The organism is Caulobacter segnis (assembly GCF_003243465.1).
In the GTDB taxonomy this organism is placed as follows: domain Bacteria; phylum Pseudomonadota; class Alphaproteobacteria; order Caulobacterales; family Caulobacteraceae; genus Caulobacter; species Caulobacter segnis_A.
Genome location: NZ_QFQZ01000049.1, coordinates 20,550 through 36,415 on the forward strand (window position 1 = coordinate 20,550; position 15,866 = coordinate 36,415).

Sequence of the window (15,866 nt, forward strand, 5' to 3'; positions counted from 1 at the left end):
TCCGGCCGGGATGACACGGATGTTTGGTGCGAGAACCCTACCGCGCCGGCGCCGCGCGCAGCGCCGCCGCCACCGCCTCGCGCAGCGGCTTGGGCCTGTAGTCGTCGTCATAGAGCGTCGGGCGCTTGGGCTTGCCGTCCTCGCGCAGCCACTGGCCCTGCAGCCACGAATACTTGTCGATCATGCCCCAGGCCAAAACCTCCTTGGTCTGGCGGTAGCTGAGCATCTGGTCGAGGAAGGCCTTGGCGTAGGCCGCGACCGCCGCGTCGCGGGGCGCGAACTCGTAAGGCAGGCCCTTGTCGTGGACGTCGAACTCGGTGACCAAGAGGTCATAGCCCATGCCGGTGACGTCGTTCAGGAACGCCGTCCATTCCTTCTCCTGCGGCTTGCCAAAGCCCGTGAAGGTGTCGGCGTTCTCGGCCCCGATGTGGCTCTGGATGCCCAGGGCGTCGACGGGCGTCCCGCGCTTCCTGAAGCCCTCCAGCAGCTTGAGCACGCCGTAGCGGTGCTTCTCGTTGCCGACCTCCTGGCTCATGTAGTCGTTGTAGACGAGGCGGGCCTTGGGCGCGGCCTCGCGGGCGACGTGGAACGACAGGTCCAGCACCTCTTCCTTGCCCATGGCGTCCGACAGGAAGGTCGAGCGGATCGAACCGTCCTTGGGATCGACCGTCTCGTTGACGACGTCCCACGAGATCATCTGCGGGTAGCGCTTGCACAGGGCCTGGATGTGCTCGGTGACCATCTTGGCCGCCGCCTGGGCGGGATGGGCGCCGAAGTCGTAGGTCTTGGTCCAGGCCGGGAACCACTGCGGGTGGTGCCACAACAGGGTGTGGCCGCGCAGGGCCTGGCCGTTCTCCTTGGCGAAGGCGGCGATGCGGTCGGCGCGGCTGAAGTCGAAGCTCTCCGGACCGGCTAGGCGGACGACGTACCACTTCAGCTCGTTCTCGGGGACCAAGAGGCCGCACTCGCGGGCCAGGATCGCCTTGTAGCGCGCGTCCTCGAACGGGCCTCGCGTCGAGCCCGGCGGACCGGCCGGCACGGCCGAGCCGAAATAGAGCCCCTTGGCCTTGGCCAGGTCGCGCAGCGGCGTCTCGTCGGCGAAGGCGCGGGGGGCCGCGAGGCTCGCGGCGGCGCCGGCGGCCATCGCGAGGGCCTGTCGTCGTGTCGGATGCTCTGAAGCCATGGTCGCCTCCCGCTTATCGGCAGCACGTTACCGCTACCATTTTGACAGCAGAGGACCCTAGGCGGAGAGCCGGGTCAAGCGGTTAGAGGGAGCGAATAGCACCTCGCCCAAACAAGCGTGTCATCCCGGCCGAAGCGGAGCGTAGAGCCGGGACCCAGGGGGTGCGGGAACTCAGCGCTTGCGGCCCCTGGGTCCCGGATAACGCCTTCGGCGTTTCCGGGATGACACGGGTGTTGGTGGCTGGAGTTTACCTCCCCGTCACCGACAGCACCGCCAAGGTCATGGCCTCGACGCCGGTGCGGATGCTGGGCTCGGGCGTCGGGGCGAAGAAGGGCGAGTGGTTGGTCGGCAGCGGCTTGCCCTCGGCCTTGGCCTTCTCGATCGTGGCCTTGTCGAAGCCGCCGATGCCGAAATACAGCGACGGCACGCCGGCCAGGATGAACTCCGAATAGTCCTCGGACGCCGAGCCGGGCTTGGTCTCGGCCACGGCGCGCGGGCCGAAGGCGGCCTTGAACACCGCCGCCGTGCGGTCGGTCAGGGCTTGGTCGTTGACCACCATCTTGCCGCCGGGGTTCAGCTTGACGTCGGCGGGCGGGGCCCCGGCCATGTCGACCACCGCCTTGGCCGTGCGCTTTACCCCGTCGAGGATCTTCTCGCGCACCGCGTCGTCCTGGGTGCGGATGGTGCCGCGCACCCGGGCGTTGTCGGGAATGATGTTGCCGGCGCTGCCCGCCTGGATCGAGCCGATGGTGACGACGCCGAAGGCCGACGGGTCCTTCTCGCGGCTGATCACGCTCTGCACGTCGACGGTGAAGCGGGCGGCCATCATCACAGGGTCGATGGTCGAGGCCGGCATCGAGCCGTGGCCGCCGCGGCCGTTGAAGGTGATGTCGATGCCGTCCGAGGTCGAGGTCAGGACGCCGGCCTTGTAATAGACCTCGCCGGCCACGCCGGGACCGACATGCAGCGCAAACCCGTAGTCGGGCTTGCCGCCGATCTTGTCCCACAGGCCGTCGGCCAGCATGGCCTTGGCGCCGCCGATCGTCTCCTCGGCCGGCTGGGCGACGAAGACCAGCGTGCCCTTCCATTTGGCTTTCATGGCCACCAGTTGGCGCGCGGTCCCCAGCCAGGCGGCCATGTGAATGTCGTGACCGCAGGAATGGGCGACGAAGGTCTGGCCGTCGCGCCAGGTCGCGGTCGCGCGGCTGGCATAGGGCAGGCCCGACTTCTCCTCCATCGGCAGGCCGTCCATCTCGGTGCGGACCAGCACCTTGGGCCCGTCGCCGTTCTTGAGGATCGCCACCACGCCGGTCTTGCCGACGCCCTCGGTGACGGTGAAGCCCAGGGCCCGCATCTCGGCCGCCAGGGTCTTGGCGGTCTGGACTTCCTGGAAGGCCAGCTCCGGATGGGCGTGGATCTGCTTGTAGGTCGCCTCCAGCGCCGGATAGTCGCGGTCCAGCTGGGCGTCGATGACCTTCAGCGTCGCCGGCGCGTTGAGCGGCCCGGCCTGGGCGGAGGCGGCGAGGACAAGCGCCAGGGCGGCGGCGGCGAACAGGGGCTTCATGGGCGGTCTCAAGCTGACGGTGTCGCTTAAGATGACGCACGGCGCGCCGCGATCCGCTAGCCCCTTCCCTCTCCCCTTGCGGGAGAGGGTGGCCCGAAGGGTCGGGTGAGGGGTCGCGCGGCGACGCCGAGAAACCCCTCATCCGGCTCGCGAGCGAGCCACCTTCTCCCGCAAGGGGAGAAGGAGCTCCCCCTACCCCCCGTTCCCCGGGGCCCACTTGAACTTCAGCCCCTGATAATACTCCAGCGACTTTTCCGGCGGTTTCTCACCCGCCGGCAGCGGACGCTTCGAAAACGTCTGGAACCAGGCGATCGAGGCGTCGCGCCACCATTGCGCCTCGGCCCGCTGGATCTTCAGGAAGTCGGCGACCTCGGCGTGGCGCTGGGCGTCGACATACGGCGCCACGCTCGCCCAGGTGCGGTTCATGCCGTCCACGTACGAGACGCCGCGCGAGTAGGACTTGACCATGCCGTCCCACAGGGTGTCGCCGGACTTCAGGCGATAGTCCCAGGGCACGTGGTGGAACCACAGCAGGTCCTTCTCGTCGACGCACTTGAGATCGGCGAAGCAGGCGCCCACGGCCGGCGCGTACTGGCTGGTGGCGTTGCTGCCGGTCGGCGTGCGGTCGAAGCCGATGCCGTCGGGGCCGGCCTTGGCGTAGTAGACGCTGGTCCAGTCGGCGCGCGGGCCGCCCGACACCCAGGGGCCGGGGCCATAGTGGTGGCCCTCGCCCATCTGGTGGTGCAGACCGAGCGGGGTCATGTAGTCCACCGCCGCCTCGCGCGAGCCCATCATCATGTCCACGACTGGCTTCACGAAGCGCTCGTCATTGGTGAAGGTCATCCTGGCCCAGTCGCGGGCGATGGCGCGCGTGTCCGCTTCCGGATCCCAGGCCAGGCGGCCGAAGACGTACCAGTTGGCCTGGTCGAACTGCGAGCCGCTCCAGTTGCGGTCGGAGCCGATGTTGGCCACCCCCGCCATGACCGTCAGCTTGCGGCCGTCCAGCTGGCCGTCGACCACCTTGGCCACCGTCGAGCCCTTGCCCTTGGCCAGGGTGTCCGAGCGCAGGGTCTCCTCGTAGAGCGGACCGAGGTAGACGAGATGCGTGGCGAAGCCGAGGTATTCCTTGGTGATCTGGAACTCCATGCCGAGGTTGCTCTTGGGCATGGCCCCGAACAGCGGGTGGAAGGGCTCGCGCGGCTGGAAGTCGATCGCGCCGTTCTTGACCTGGATGACCACGTTGTCGGCGAACTGGCCGTCGAACGGCTTGAACTCCGAATAGCCCTGCTTGGCGCGGTCGTCCGGCTGCTCGTGCGAATAGACGAAGGCGCGCCAGATCACGACGCCGCCGTGCGGACCGACAGCCTCGGCAAGCATATTGGCGCCGTCGACATGGGTGCGGCCGTAGTCCTGCGGGCCGGGCTGGCCCTCGGAATTGGCCTTCACGAGAAAGCCGCCGAAGTCGGGAATGGCCTTGTAGATCTCGTCCGCCTTCGTCTTCCAGAAGGCGCGGACGGCGGGGTCCAGCGGATCGGCGGTCTTCAGCCCGCCGATCTCGATCGGGGCCGAGAAGCGGGCCGACAGATAGACCTTGATGCCGTAGGGACGGAACGCATCCGCCAGGGCGGCCGCCTTGGCGATGAAGGGCGGGGTGAGGCTGTCGGCCTTGGCGTTGACGTTGTTCAGCACCGCGCCGTTGATGCCCAGCGAGGCGTTGGCGCGGGCGTAGTCGACCATGCGCGGATCGACGTGGTCGGGCAGCTTCCACCAGTCGAAGATCGACTGGCCCGAATAGCCGCGCTCGACCGTGCGGTTCAGGTTGTCCCAGTGGTTCAGCATCCGCAGCTTGACCTTGGGCGAGGAGGCGATGTCGAGGCTGGCGACGCTCTGCCGGGTCTGGATCAGCTCCAGATAGCGGAACACGCCGTACAGGACGCCGATGTCGCGGTTGGCGGCGATCACCGTGGTGGCCTTGCCGTTCACCGGCAGGGTGCGGATCAGGTAGCCGTCCTCGCCCAGGACTTTGAGCGGCAGGTTCAGCTTGGCGATCGCCGGATCGGAGGCCGCGCCCAGCAGGATCACGCCGTCGCGCGTCCCGGCGGCGGCAGACGCCGGCTTGCCGACCAGGCCGGTAAGGCCGCGCTCCAGCTCGGCGCGGGCGACCTTGATCGTGGGAGCGTCGCGGCTCGGCGCGATGGCGGCGGCGCGGGCGGCGTAGGCGCCGCGGGCCGAGGCCTCGACCGGCTTGTAGCGCAGCCAAAGCTCATAGCCGTCCTCGGCGCGGGCGGCCGGGGCGGTCATGAGCAACAGCCCGAGGGCCAAGGCGATCAGACGCATCGTTTCACTCCCACAACACTCTTATCACCGATTTCCCCGGCGAATGCCGGGGCCCAGATGAAGGGCTGAGCGGAGCCAAGCACGGCTAAAACACGGCCTTACGATCTGGGTCCCGGCATTCGCCGGGAAGGTCGGATTATCTGAAGCTTTCGGCGCTCCGTCCCCAGACGAACACCCGCGAACGCGGCGCCCCTCCGAGGTCTGGCCTGCAGTCTTAGAGGTCAGACCACTGGGTTGACAACCTTTATGGTACCGGTACATCGATAAGGCAGGGAGGAAAGTCTTGGACCGTCGGCGCGCCCGCGTGCGCCTGGCGTCCCGCGCTTTCGGCCCGCCCGTTCACGCCCTCGCGGCCAGCCGAAGCGCCCCATGCCCAAGATCATCGCCGCCAAGACCATCGTCACCTGCCCGGGGCGCAACTTCGTCACGCTGAAGATCATCACGGAGGACGGCGTCTACGGGATCGGCGACGCCACGCTGAACGGCCGCGAACTGGCGGTCGAGGCCTATCTGACGGAACACGTCATCCCCTGCCTGATCGGCCGCGACGCCCACCAGATCGAGGACATCTGGCAGTACCTCTATCGCGGCGCCTACTGGCGCCGGGGCCCGGTGACCATGGCCGCCATCGCCGCGGTCGACATGGCGCTGTGGGACATCAAGGGCAAGATCGCCGGCCTGCCGGTCTACCAGCTCTTGGGCGGCGCCTGCCGCACGGGGGTCATGGTCTACGGCCACGCCAATGGCGAGACGATCGAAGAGACCCTCGACAACGCCGCCCACTACGCCGAGCAGGGCTACAAGGCCATCCGCCTGCAGACCGGCGTGCCCGGCATGAGCGGGACCTACGGTGTCTCCAAGGACAAGATGTTCTACGAGCCGGCCGACAGCGACCTGCCCAAGGAGACCATCTGGTCGACCGAGCGCTACCTGCGCAGCACCCCCGCCCTGTTCGAGGCCGCGCGCCTGCGGCTGGGCGACGACGTCCACCTGCTGCACGACGTTCACCATCGCCTGACGCCGATCGAGGCCGCTCGCCTGGGCAAGGACCTGGAGCCCTACCGCCTGTTCTGGATGGAGGACGCCACCCCGGCCGAGAACCAGGCCAGCTTCCGCATCATCCGCCAGCACACCACCACGCCGCTGGCCGTGGGCGAAATCTTCAACTCGATCTGGGACTGCAAGCAGCTGATCGAGGAGCAGCTGATAGACTACATCCGCGCCACGGCCGTGCACGCCGGTGGCATCACCCACCTGAAGAAGCTGGCCGCCTTCGCCGACCTGCACCACGTGCGCACCGGCTGCCACGGGGCCACCGACCTGTCGCCGGTCTGCATGGGCGCGGCCCTGCACTTCGACCTGTCGATCCCGAACTTCGGCGTCCAGGAATATATGCGCCACACGCCCGAGACCGACGCGGTCTTCCCGCACGCCTACACTTTCAAGGACGGCATGCTGCATCCGGGCGAGGCGCCGGGCCTGGGCGTCGATATCGACGAGGACCTGGCCGCCAAGTATCCCTACAAGCGCGCCTACCTGCCGATCGCCCGCCGCCTGGACGGCTCGATGCACGACTGGTGAGCCGGCAGAGAAAACGGCGCTTACTGTCTGGCCAAGCCGGCGGACCTGTCTGACCTCCGGCGCCCGCGCGGCGAGAAAACAGGCCTGACGATGCGGGGCTCGTGATAAAGGTCGCGAGCTTTACCTCAAGCCCCGTGTCTTCCGAGCGCTCCGCCCACCATGTCCGACAACGTCAAGCTCTACCGCAAGATCGCCGATTCCGTGGCCGAGGCCATCGAGGCGGGCCAGTACCGGATCGGCGACCGCCTGCCGACCGAGCGGGAGCTGGCCGAGCAGTTCGGGGTCAGCCGCCCCACCCTGCGCGAGGCGATGATCGCGCTGGAGATGCTGGGCATGATCGAGGCCCGCCACGGGCTGGGCATCTATGTCACCGGCAATGTCCGCCCCGTCGCCCCCTCGGCCGAGATCGACTTCGAGATCGGCGCCTTCGAGCTGATCGAGGCCCGCCGCCTGTTCGAGGGCGAGGCCGCGGCGCTGGCCGCCACCTCGATCACCGACGCCCAGATCGCCGAGCTGGAGACCCTCTTGCAGCGGATGCACGAGGAGGAGGAGATCCGCGGCGAGGACGCCGACCGCGAGTTCCACCTGACCATCGCCCAGGCCACCGGCAACGGCGCGATCATCGCCACGATCGAGAACCTGTGGGACTGGCGCAACCGCTCGCCCCTGGCCCGCAACATCCTGGCCCGGGCCCGCGGCATGGGCCTGGAGCCTCGCATCGCCGAGCACCGCCGCGTCGTCGACGCCTTGAAGGCCCGCGACCCCGCCGCAGCTCGCCAGGCCATGCGCGACCACCTGGAGCGCGTGATCGACCACCTGCTGCACGCCACCGAGACCGAGGCCGTGCAACGGGCGCAGCAGGAGACCAAGGCGCGCCGCTCGGCCATCGCCAAGCGGGTGGCGATCTGAAGCCGGCCTCGATTGCGGGGGCGGAAAGCGCCCGATGTTTCTAAGGGCTGGAGCTGTTGTCATCCCGGAGGCCTCGGAGAGGCCATCCGGGACCCAGGGGCCGGCGCATTGCGGTCGCCCCTGGGTCCCGGCGCTACAGCCCGCTACGCGGTCATCCGGCCGGGATGACGAAAGAGATTGAGCTCGGCTGATTGAGGACGGTCCCTACGGCGTTAGGTCTAGCGGTTAGACCAATCGAATGCGCCCCAAGCACATGAAGAGGGAGCCCACTGCGCGCGCGCCGAAGGTCGCCTTCAGACCCAGCCCGCCGGCCGTTCGGGCTCTCGCCTCGGCGGCGGCGGCGTGGCCGGCCGATGGGCCTTCAGCACCCGCCGCAGCGAGGCCGGATAGCGGTGCAGCTGCCCCTCCGGCCGGATCGGGCGGGCGACCAGGCCGCCGCCGCAGTCGGGGCACACCTCGTCGAAGCGCAGCTCGGCGCAGGCCGCGCAGAAGGTATGCTCGAAGGTGCAGATTCGCGCGGCGTCGCTGGCCGGCGGCAGGTCGCGATCGCAGCACTCGCAATTGGGACGCAACTCGAGCATGGGCCGTCCTCCCGCGTTCGTTGCGCTTCTCAGAGGGCCATGTCCGGAAGCCCTTAACTATAAGGCGTTTTTCGCCCCCCGCGCGAGGCCGCGCGTTCGGTGATCACGGGAATGTGGGAGCCCGCGAAAATCGCGTGATCGAGAGGGGTTGACCCCCTCCCCCATACCCCCTAGACACGCCGCCGTTTGCGCGGCGGGCAGGGGTGCACCTCGGCCCGCTTTTTTGCAAAAATAGACCGCCCAATTCCGGGCCATCGCGTTCAGGAGCGCTCAACAGAATGTCCAAAGACCTTCTCCCCGGCGTAACCGGCGTTCTGGCCCTGGCCGACGGCACGATCCTGCAAGGCGTGGGCTGCGGCGCGGTCGGCGACGCGGTCGGCGAGGTGTGCTTCAACACCGCCATGACCGGCTACCAGGAGATCCTGACGGACCCCTCCTACATGGCCCAGATCGTGGCCTTCACCTTCCCGCACGTCGGCAATGTCGGCACGAACGTCGAGGACGTCGAGCAGATCACCGGCGTGGCCGAGACCGCCGCCCGCGGCGCCCTGTTCCGCGACGTCCCGACCGCCCAGGCCAACTGGCGCGCCGGCGGCGACTTCGACGGCTGGATGAAGGCGCGCGGCGTCATCGGCCTGGCCGGCGTCGACACCCGGGCCCTGACCCGCAAGATCCGGGAGACCGGCATGCCGCACGGCGTCATCGCCCATTCGCCGGACGGCAAGTTCGACCTCGAGGCGCTGGTCGCCAAGGCCAAGGCCTGGGCCGGCCTCGAGGGCCTGGACCTGGCCAAGGACGCCTCGACCACCCAGACCTTCACCTGGGACGAGGGCCTGTGGTCGTGGCCGGAAGGCTACGCCAAGCTGGACAAGCCCAAGTACGAGGTCGTGGTCGTCGACTACGGCGTCAAGCGCAACATCCTGCGGGCGCTCGCCCACGTCGGTGCCCGCGCCACGGTGGTGCCGGCCTCGACCTCGGCCGAGGAGATCCTCGCCCGCAATCCCGACGGCGTGATGCTGAGCAACGGCCCGGGCGACCCGGCCGCGACCGGCCAGTACGCCGTGCCGGAAATCCAGAAGCTGGTCGCCAGCGGCAAGCCGCTGTTCGGCATCTGCCTGGGCCACCAGATGCTGGCCCTGGCGCTCGGCGCCAAGACCGTGAAGATGGAGCAGGGCCACCACGGCGCGAACCATCCGGTGAAGGACCTGACGACCGGCAAGGTCGAGATCGTCTCGATGAACCACGGCTTCACGGTCGACTCGAGCTCCCTGCCCGCGCCGGTGCAAGAGACCCACGTCTCGCTGTTCGACGGCACCAACGCCGGCATCGCCCTGGAAGGCAAGCCGGTCTTCTCGGTCCAGCACCACCCCGAAGCGTCTCCGGGTCCGACGGACAGCCTCTACCTGTTCGAGCGGTTTGCGGGCCTGATGGACAAGGCGAAGTAAGCCATTGAAATCCCTCTCTCTTCGAGAGAGGGAGGGGCCCGCCGCAAAGCGGCGGGAGGGTGAGAGGGTACGCCCGCTGACGGCCAAAGCGCGCCATCAGCCCTCGGCCATTCCACTCTGCAGGATCAGCGTGTCCCGGCGCATGGCGGACGCGGGAAGATCGCTCTGCGCGGACAGCACCTCGGCCATGGCGTCCCAGAGATCCTTGGATCGCACCGCGCCGCCCTCCCCCGCGAGGGCTCCGTAATTCAGCGCGCCGACCTTGAGGGCGAGGTCGCCCAGCGTGACGCAGCCTTCGGGCAAGCCGCCAGGATCCAGCCGTATCAGCAAGACGCCGACGGCCAGCATGGCGGCGGACGCCAGGCCGACGATGAACGCGCCCTTGATCGCGGCGATCGCCGCGCCAACCAAGGCCAGAAGAGCCAGGACGCCGCCCACCCCGCCCAGCCAGCTTCCACGCGGCTGAGGCATCTGCAGGCCGCTGGCGCGCCGCAGCGCGACGAAGAAGGCGCGGACGTTCCAACCAGCGGCAGGGGCCAACGCCGTGTCGGGCCGCCCGTCGGTTCCTGGACGCACCGCGCGCAGCGAGCGGCGAAGGCGGTAGAAGGCCATGGACGTCATGCACGCGCCCGGCTCGCCGATCCGTCCGGCGAACCGCGCCTGCAGAAGATCGTAGATGTCGCCGACAGTGTTGCAGGCGGCCGCCTCCGCATCGCTGATCCTCAGCGCGAAGGCCTTCTCAAGACCGATGAGCGCCTCGACGGGATCGAGATCGTCATCCAGACCCAAGGTGTTCGCCATCGCACGCCTTCCAGCTTCACCCAGGATCTAAGCATGGGCCGGCAGGGCTGGAAAGTTCGCGGGCGCCCCCCTTTGACCTCCCCTACGTCACCCGCGCCTATCCTCTAGAAAAGGGAGGACGCCGGGATGATCGACGACACCGACTTCAGCGGTCGGCGGGTGCTGGTCGTGGGCGGGTCCAGCGGGATCGGCAACGGGATCGCCCAGGCGTTCCGGGCGCGCGGCGCCGATGTCGCCGTCTGGGGCACGCGCGCCAGCGCCGCCGACTATGACCCCGCCGAAGGCTCGGACCTGACCGGATTGGCCTACGCCCAGGTCGATGTCGGCGATCCCGACGCCGTCGAGGCCGCCGCCGATCCGTTCGACGCCCTGAACGTCCTGGTCCTGTGCCAAGGGACCGTCGTCTACAAGCGCGGCGAGTTCGAGCGGGCCGGCTGGGACCGGGTGATGGCGGTCAATCTCGACAGCCTGATGGCCTGCGCCCGGCGCTTCAAGCCGGCCCTGACGGCCAGCCAGGGCAGCGTGATCATCATCAGCTCGATCTCGGGCCTGAAGGCCAATATCGGCAACCCGGCCTATGCGGCCTCGAAGGCCGGCGCGATCAGCCTGACCAAGACCCTGGGCCAGGCCTGGGCGCCGGAAGGGGTGCGGGTCAACGGCCTGGCCCCAGGCCTGGTCGAGACCAAGCTGACCAAGGTCACCACCGCCCATCCCGAGCGCCTCGCCGGCGCCCTGGCCGCCATCCCGCAGCGCCGGATGGGGACGCCCGCCGATATGGCCGGGGCGGCGCTGTTCCTGGCCTCTCCGCTCGCATCCTACGTCACCGGCCACACCCTGGTCGTCGACGGCGGCCTGTCGCTTTGAGGGGAGAGAACTCATGATTTCGCCGATACACGCCCCCTCGCGTGTCATCCCGGACGGCCCACAGGGCCGATCCGGGAGCCAGGGGCCGGCGCACCGCGGTCGCCCCTGGGTCCCGGCTCTACGCGACGCTACGGCCGGGATGACACGGAAAATTACCGTCTACGGAGCGCATCAAAACCGCATTGGAGCTACCCCATGAAAGCCCTGCGCTACCATGGCGCCCGCGACGTCCGCTACGAGAGCATGGACGATCCGGCGCCCCAGTCGGACCGCGACGCGATCGTCAAGGTCACCGCCTGCTCGATCTGCGGCTCGGACCTGCACATCTACCACGGCCACGGCTTCTCGGAGGACCTGGGGTTCTGCGTCGGCCACGAGGCGGTCGGCGAGGTGGTCGAGGTCGGGCGCGGCGTCCAGCGGCTGAAGGTCGGCGACAAGGTCATGCTGCCGGCGGCCGTGGGCTGCGGGCGCTGCCGCTCGTGCCTGTCGGGCGTGATCCAGACCTGCGAGACCGGCGAGGGCGCCTGTTATGGCCTGTCGGCCCGGCTGCAGGGCTCGCAGGCCGAGGCGGTGCGCGTGCCGGCCGCCGACATGAACGCCGTCCCCGTACCCGACGGCGTCTCGATGGAGCAGGCGCTGATGATGACCGACGCCCTGGCGACGGCCTGGTTCGGGGCCCGCAACGCCGAGGTCCGGCCGGGCGCCAGCGTGGCGGTGATCGGGCTTGGCCCCATCGGCCTGATGGCGGTCGAGAGCGCCTATGTGATGGGCGCGCACGTGGTCTACGCCATCGACCCCGTCGCCGGACGCCGGGCGCTGGCGCAGGAAGCCGGGGCCATCGCGCTGTCGCCCGACGACGCGCGCGAGCAGATCCGCCAGGACACCAAGGGCCGGGGCCTGGACTGTGTGATCGAGGCGGTGGGAAGCGAGGCCACGGTCGACGCCGCCCTGAAGCTGGTGCGGCCGCGCGGCGTGGTGTCGGTGATCGGGGTGCAGCAGGCCCGGCGCTTCCCCTTCCCGCTGGAGCGCGCCTTCGCCGCGGGCCTGACCTTCCGGGTGGGGACATGCTCGGTGCCGGAGGAGCTGCCGGCCCTGTTCCCGCTGGTCCGCTCGGGACGGCTGCGGCCGGAAAGGTACGTCAGCCACCGCCTGCCGCTCAGCCAGGGCGCGGAGGCCTATCGCCTGTTCGAATCCCGCGAGGCGGGCGCGCTGAAGATGGTGTTGACGCCGGACTGAAGGGGCGGCGTAAGGGGCCGCCTCCCGCGAACATAGGGGGCGCTGCGGGAGGCGGCGGCCAGGCGCCCCCGGCAAAAAGGGGGCGCGCCGAGGGCGCCTGGCGACGGGCGGAGTCCAGCGTCCATCCGGCAACCCGGACGGCGTGAACTCAAAGGCGTGGCGCGGACCTTAAGCCTTGATGTTCAGCAAGGCGCCGGACATCTGGTCGGCGACCTGGATGACCTTGGCGTTGGCCTTGTAGTCGTATTGAGCGCTGATCTGCTCGACACGCTCCTTGACGTAGTCCGTATCCTTCAGTTCCTCGACCTTCTCGGCGCGAGCGTCAGCCGATGCGACCCGCTGAGCGCTGGCGGTCAGACGGTCGGCGGCCGCGGTCATCCCCGCGGCGGCGATAGCGAGAGCCTGCATAAGGCGTCCTCCGTTCCCGTCGCGAGTTATCCGGCCCGTTGGGTTAAGCGCTCGCAACCAAAGATAGTAAAATTTACGGCTCGGTCATCTTTTTTAGCGCGAATTAACCATAAAGCGGGCCTTGGGCCCCACCGGGGACTGGGTGGAAGGCGCCTCACATCTCCCGGTCGAGCGCCGATCTCGCGCGATTTTCGGGCCGCCCGCAGCGCAAGCCGCCCCGAGATCGGCTCGTCTTAGGCAAGTTTGAACCGAAGATTACAAAACGTTCAGACGGCTGCGGCTCGACAAGCTGTCATCGTCCCGACATGGTCGCGCCCTGGCCCCGGGGGGCCGTCTTTCGATAACCGTTTCGACGCGGCGCCGCCGATCAGGCCTGGCGATCCCGTCCCGAGGAGCCTCTAGAGAATGTCGTTTACGCGTCGCGCCGCGCTCGCCAGCGCCGCCCTGCTGATGGTCGCCCAGCCGGTCCTGGCGGCCGCGCCCGCCAAGCCCGCCGCCGCCCAGAAGGCCGCCCCCAAGAAGGCTCCGGCCGGCTCGGACTTCGTCCCCTCGGCCGACGCGATCAAGGCCCACATGACCTTCCTGGCCGACGACGCGATGGAAGGCCGCGAGGCCGGCACGCGCGGCTACGACATCGCCGCCAACTACGTCGCGGCCCAGTACGCCCTGCTGGGCGTCAAGCCGGGCGGCGACAAGGGCTCGTACATGCAGCGCGTGCCGCTGCTGGCCTTCCGTCCTGGCGGTGAAGGCGCGGTGACCCTGACCGGCGCTGACGGCGCGGCGGTCGCCCTGACCTATGGCGAGGACTACCTGCCCACCGCCCAGGCCCAGGCCGCCGACCTGACGGTCGAGGCCCCGCTGGTCTTCGTCGGCTACGGCATCGTCGACGGCACGCGCGGCCGCGACGACTACGCGGGCCTGGACGTGAAGGGCAAGATCGTCGTCATGCTGAGCGGCGCGCCGTCCTCGATCCAGACCGAGGAACGCGCCCACCTCTCCAGCCCCAACACCAAGCGCGCCGAGGCCGAGAAGCGCGGCGCGATCGGCGTGATCACCATGTCGACCAGCAGCGGCGAGAAGCGCCGTCCGTTCAAGGCCGGCGTGGGCCAGATGAAGAGCTGGCGCGTGACCTGGCGGGACGCCCAGGACGTTGGCGCGATCCGCGCGCCGGGCGCGCCGTCCCTGGCCCAGATCAGCCAGGCCGGCGCGGCCAAGCTGTTCGCCGGCGCCCCGACCTCTCTCGACGCCGTCCAGGCCGAGGCCGAGACCCCGCAGGGCGCGGTCAAGGGCTTCCCGCTGGCCACCAAGCTGAAGGTCGTGCTGAAGACCGAGATCGAAAAGCGCGAGAGCGAGAACGTCGTCGGGATCATCGAGGGCTCGGACCCGACCCTGAAGGCCCAGACCGTCATCCTGTCGGCCCACCTCGACCACATCGGGATCAAGGAGAACGCCAAGCCCGGCGAGGACCGCATCAACAACGGCGCGCTGGACAACGCCTCGGGCGTGGCGACCCTGCTGGAGGTCGCGCGCGGCTTCAAGAACACCAAGGTCCGTCCCAAGCGCTCGATCGTGCTGCTGGCCCTGACCGGCGAGGAAAAGGGCCTGGTCGGCTCGGACTACTTCGCCAACAACCCGACGGTGAAGAAGGCCGACATCGCCGCCGACGTGAACCTGGACATGCCGGTGCTGCTGTACCCGTTCACCGACGTGATCGCGTTCGGCGCCGACCGCTCGACCGTCGGCGACGCCGTCAAGCACGCCGCGGCCCGCGTGGGGGTGGGCCTGTCGGGCGACCCGCTGCCGGAGGAAGGCCTGTTCACCCGCTCGGACCACTACCGCTTCGTCGAGCAGGGGATCCCGGCCGTGTTCCTGATGACCGGCTTCCAGAACGGCGGCGAGAAGGCCTTCACCACCTTCCTGAAGACCAACTACCACCACCCGGGCGATGACCTGAACCAGCCGATCGACTACCAGGCGGCCGCCAAGTTCGCCCTGGTCAACTACGAGATCGCCCGCGAGCTGGCCAACACGCCGGCGCGGCCCGTGTGGAAGAAGGGCGACTTCTTCGGCGCGGCGTTCGCTCCGGCGGGGCATCCGTCTTCCGCCAAGTGATGGAGGCGGCGAAGTAGGCCTCTAAATCCGTGTCATCCCGGAAGCGCGTAGCGCTATCCGAGACCCAGTGGCGGCGCGCGCCGCATTTCAGCCCCCCCTGGGTCCCGGCTCTACGCTGCGCTTCGGCCGGGATGACACGATGATTTTGCGGTTGGGGCATGAGCGGTTGACCCCTCCCCCATCCAGAGCGATTTTCAGCCTCAGTATCCTCCCGAGGCTCCTCCCTTGCTCCGCACCGGCGCTTTCCTGAAGATCGGCGTGATCGCGCCGGCCGTGATGGTGGCCGACGTGTGGATCGCCCAGCGATTGTTCCCCGGCTTCGACGCCGGCGCGCAGTTCATCAGCGAGCTGGGCGGGCCGGCCGCGCCGATGCCGGAAGTCTTCAACATCGGCATGGTCGTCGCCGGCATAGCGGGCCTGTTCGCCGGGGCCGGCTTCACCCACGCCCTGGAGCACGCCGGCGGCCGCCGCGTGGTCTCGGCCTTCGCGGGCCTGTTCGTGGCGCTGACGGGGCTGGGCGCGTTCTTCGCCGGCGTCTTCCACTGGCCCGACCCGATGCACCGCGCCTGCGGCGTGGGCCTGGCCATCCAGTTCGCGCCGCTGTTCACCGCCTGGGCCCTGTGGGGCAAGCCCGAGCACCGGCGCCTGGCCGCCTTCTCGCTGGGCTGGTTCTTCGGCCTCCTGCTGGTCTTCGCCCTGCTGACCGGGGTCTGGAACGTCCGCACCGGCCACGACGTCGGCTACTGGCAGCGCGGCCACGCGTTCCTGGGCCTGCTGTGGCTGGCCATCGCCGCCTGGACGCTCGAGCGCAACTGGCGCCGGACCTTCGTCGGCGATCTGGAGTC

At 69.2% G+C, this 15,866-nt stretch carries 13 protein-coding genes and 1 pseudogene; 7 read left to right on the forward strand and 7 right to left on the reverse strand.

The features are described 5' to 3' along the window. Positions 1-37 precede the first annotated feature (37 nt). From DI526_RS15085 to DI526_RS15095, 3 genes are all read right to left on the reverse strand, one after another. On the reverse strand, positions 38-1,183 hold the full coding sequence (locus DI526_RS15085) for an endo-1,4-beta-xylanase (protein ID WP_304279578.1): 1,146 nt from the start codon (positions 1,181-1,183) through the stop codon (positions 38-40). Positions 1,184-1,430: 247 nt separating this feature from the next. Next, positions 1,431-2,747, reverse strand: a complete 1,317-nt coding sequence (locus tag DI526_RS15090) for an amidohydrolase (RefSeq protein ID WP_304279580.1) — start codon at positions 2,745-2,747, stop codon at positions 1,431-1,433. A gap of 192 nt (positions 2,748-2,939) precedes the next feature. Beyond that, entirely contained in the window at positions 2,940-5,084 is a 2,145-nt protein-coding gene (locus tag DI526_RS15095) for an alpha-glucuronidase family glycosyl hydrolase (RefSeq protein ID WP_304279583.1), read from the reverse strand. A gap of 369 nt (positions 5,085-5,453) precedes the next feature. On the opposite strand from DI526_RS15095, the gene manD reads away from it, so the two are divergent. Both manD and DI526_RS15105 read left to right on the forward strand, forming a co-directional pair. Then, positions 5,454-6,665, forward strand: coding sequence for a D-mannonate dehydratase ManD (gene manD, locus DI526_RS15100; protein WP_304279585.1), 1,212 nt, complete (start codon positions 5,454-5,456; stop codon positions 6,663-6,665). Positions 6,666-6,824: 159 nt separating this feature from the next. Beyond that, the gene (locus DI526_RS15105; RefSeq protein ID WP_304279587.1) at positions 6,825-7,574 is read left to right on the forward strand and encodes a FadR/GntR family transcriptional regulator; all 750 of its coding nucleotides are present in this window, start codon (positions 6,825-6,827) and stop codon (positions 7,572-7,574) included. A 293-nt stretch (positions 7,575-7,867) separates the two neighbouring features. Here the strand turns inward: DI526_RS15105 and DI526_RS15110 are convergent, their stop codons facing one another. Continuing rightward, entirely contained in the window at positions 7,868-8,155 is a 288-nt protein-coding gene (locus tag DI526_RS15110; RefSeq protein WP_304279589.1) for a DUF1272 domain-containing protein, read from the reverse strand. Between the two features lie 278 nt (positions 8,156-8,433). Here DI526_RS15110 and carA point away from each other — a divergent pair, with 278 nt between their 5' ends. Beyond that, positions 8,434-9,600 carry a glutamine-hydrolyzing carbamoyl-phosphate synthase small subunit gene (carA, locus tag DI526_RS15115; RefSeq protein ID WP_304279593.1) on the forward strand — a complete coding sequence of 389 codons (1,167 nt, stop codon included), beginning with the start codon at positions 8,434-8,436 and terminating at the stop codon, positions 9,598-9,600. A 96-nt stretch (positions 9,601-9,696) separates the two neighbouring features. Here the strand turns inward: carA and DI526_RS15120 are convergent, their stop codons facing one another. After that, on the reverse strand, positions 9,697-10,401 hold the full coding sequence (locus DI526_RS15120; protein ID WP_304279595.1) for an acyl carrier protein: 705 nt from the start codon (positions 10,399-10,401) through the stop codon (positions 9,697-9,699). Positions 10,402-10,527: 126 nt separating this feature from the next. On the opposite strand from DI526_RS15120, the gene DI526_RS15125 reads away from it, so the two are divergent. After that, positions 10,528-11,265, forward strand: a complete 738-nt coding sequence (locus tag DI526_RS15125) for an SDR family NAD(P)-dependent oxidoreductase (protein WP_304279598.1) — start codon at positions 10,528-10,530, stop codon at positions 11,263-11,265. Positions 11,266-11,305: 40 nt separating this feature from the next. On the opposite strand, the pseudogene DI526_RS15130 reads toward DI526_RS15125, so the two are convergent. After that, a pseudogene (locus DI526_RS15130) lies at positions 11,306-11,437 on the reverse strand (hypothetical protein); the annotation flags it as partial. A gap of 23 nt (positions 11,438-11,460) precedes the next feature. Between DI526_RS15130 and DI526_RS15135 the strand changes: the two are divergent. Next, complete coding sequence (locus DI526_RS15135) at positions 11,461-12,501, forward strand: alcohol dehydrogenase family protein (RefSeq protein WP_304279600.1); 1,041 nt, start codon at positions 11,461-11,463, stop codon at positions 12,499-12,501. A gap of 168 nt (positions 12,502-12,669) precedes the next feature. Here DI526_RS15135 and DI526_RS15140 read toward each other — a convergent pair whose 3' ends face one another. Next, positions 12,670-12,909: a flagellar basal body rod C-terminal domain-containing protein gene (locus DI526_RS15140; protein ID WP_304279603.1), complete on the reverse strand. Its 240-nt coding sequence runs from the start codon at positions 12,907-12,909 to the stop codon at positions 12,670-12,672. Positions 12,910-13,314: 405 nt separating this feature from the next. Between DI526_RS15140 and DI526_RS15145 the strand changes: the two genes are divergently transcribed. Continuing rightward, positions 13,315-15,021, forward strand: a complete 1,707-nt coding sequence (locus DI526_RS15145; RefSeq protein WP_304279605.1) for a M20/M25/M40 family metallo-hydrolase — start codon at positions 13,315-13,317, stop codon at positions 15,019-15,021. A gap of 276 nt (positions 15,022-15,297) precedes the next feature. Further along, the coding region (locus tag DI526_RS15150; protein ID WP_304279607.1) for a DUF998 domain-containing protein at positions 15,298-15,866 on the forward strand (569 nt) is incomplete at its 3' end.

Excerpts from the sequence above, each read along its gene's own strand:
- DI526_RS15140 (WP_304279603.1), bottom strand. The coding sequence starts at position 12,909 with ATGCAGGCTCTCGCTATCGCCGCCGCGGGGATGACCGCGGCCGCCGAC.
- DI526_RS15110 (WP_304279589.1), bottom strand. The coding sequence starts at position 8,155 with ATGCTCGAGTTGCGTCCCAATTGCGAGTGCTGCGATCGCGACCTGCCG.
- DI526_RS15135 (WP_304279600.1), top strand. The coding sequence starts at position 11,461 with ATGAAAGCCCTGCGCTACCATGGCGCCCGCGACGTCCGCTACGAGAGC.
- DI526_RS15090 (WP_304279580.1), bottom strand. The coding sequence starts at position 2,747 with ATGAAGCCCCTGTTCGCCGCCGCCGCCCTGGCGCTTGTCCTCGCCGCC.
- DI526_RS15120 (WP_304279595.1), bottom strand. The coding sequence starts at position 10,401 with ATGGCGAACACCTTGGGTCTGGATGACGATCTCGATCCCGTCGAGGCG.
- DI526_RS15085 (WP_304279578.1), bottom strand. The coding sequence starts at position 1,183 with ATGGCTTCAGAGCATCCGACACGACGACAGGCCCTCGCGATGGCCGCC.
- DI526_RS15125 (WP_304279598.1), top strand. The coding sequence starts at position 10,528 with ATGATCGACGACACCGACTTCAGCGGTCGGCGGGTGCTGGTCGTGGGC.
- carA (WP_304279593.1), top strand. The coding sequence starts at position 8,434 with ATGTCCAAAGACCTTCTCCCCGGCGTAACCGGCGTTCTGGCCCTGGCC.
- DI526_RS15105 (WP_304279587.1), top strand. The coding sequence starts at position 6,825 with ATGTCCGACAACGTCAAGCTCTACCGCAAGATCGCCGATTCCGTGGCC.
- DI526_RS15095 (WP_304279583.1), bottom strand. The coding sequence starts at position 5,084 with ATGCGTCTGATCGCCTTGGCCCTCGGGCTGTTGCTCATGACCGCCCCG.
- DI526_RS15145 (WP_304279605.1), top strand. The coding sequence starts at position 13,315 with ATGTCGTTTACGCGTCGCGCCGCGCTCGCCAGCGCCGCCCTGCTGATG.
- manD (WP_304279585.1), top strand. The coding sequence starts at position 5,454 with ATGCCCAAGATCATCGCCGCCAAGACCATCGTCACCTGCCCGGGGCGC.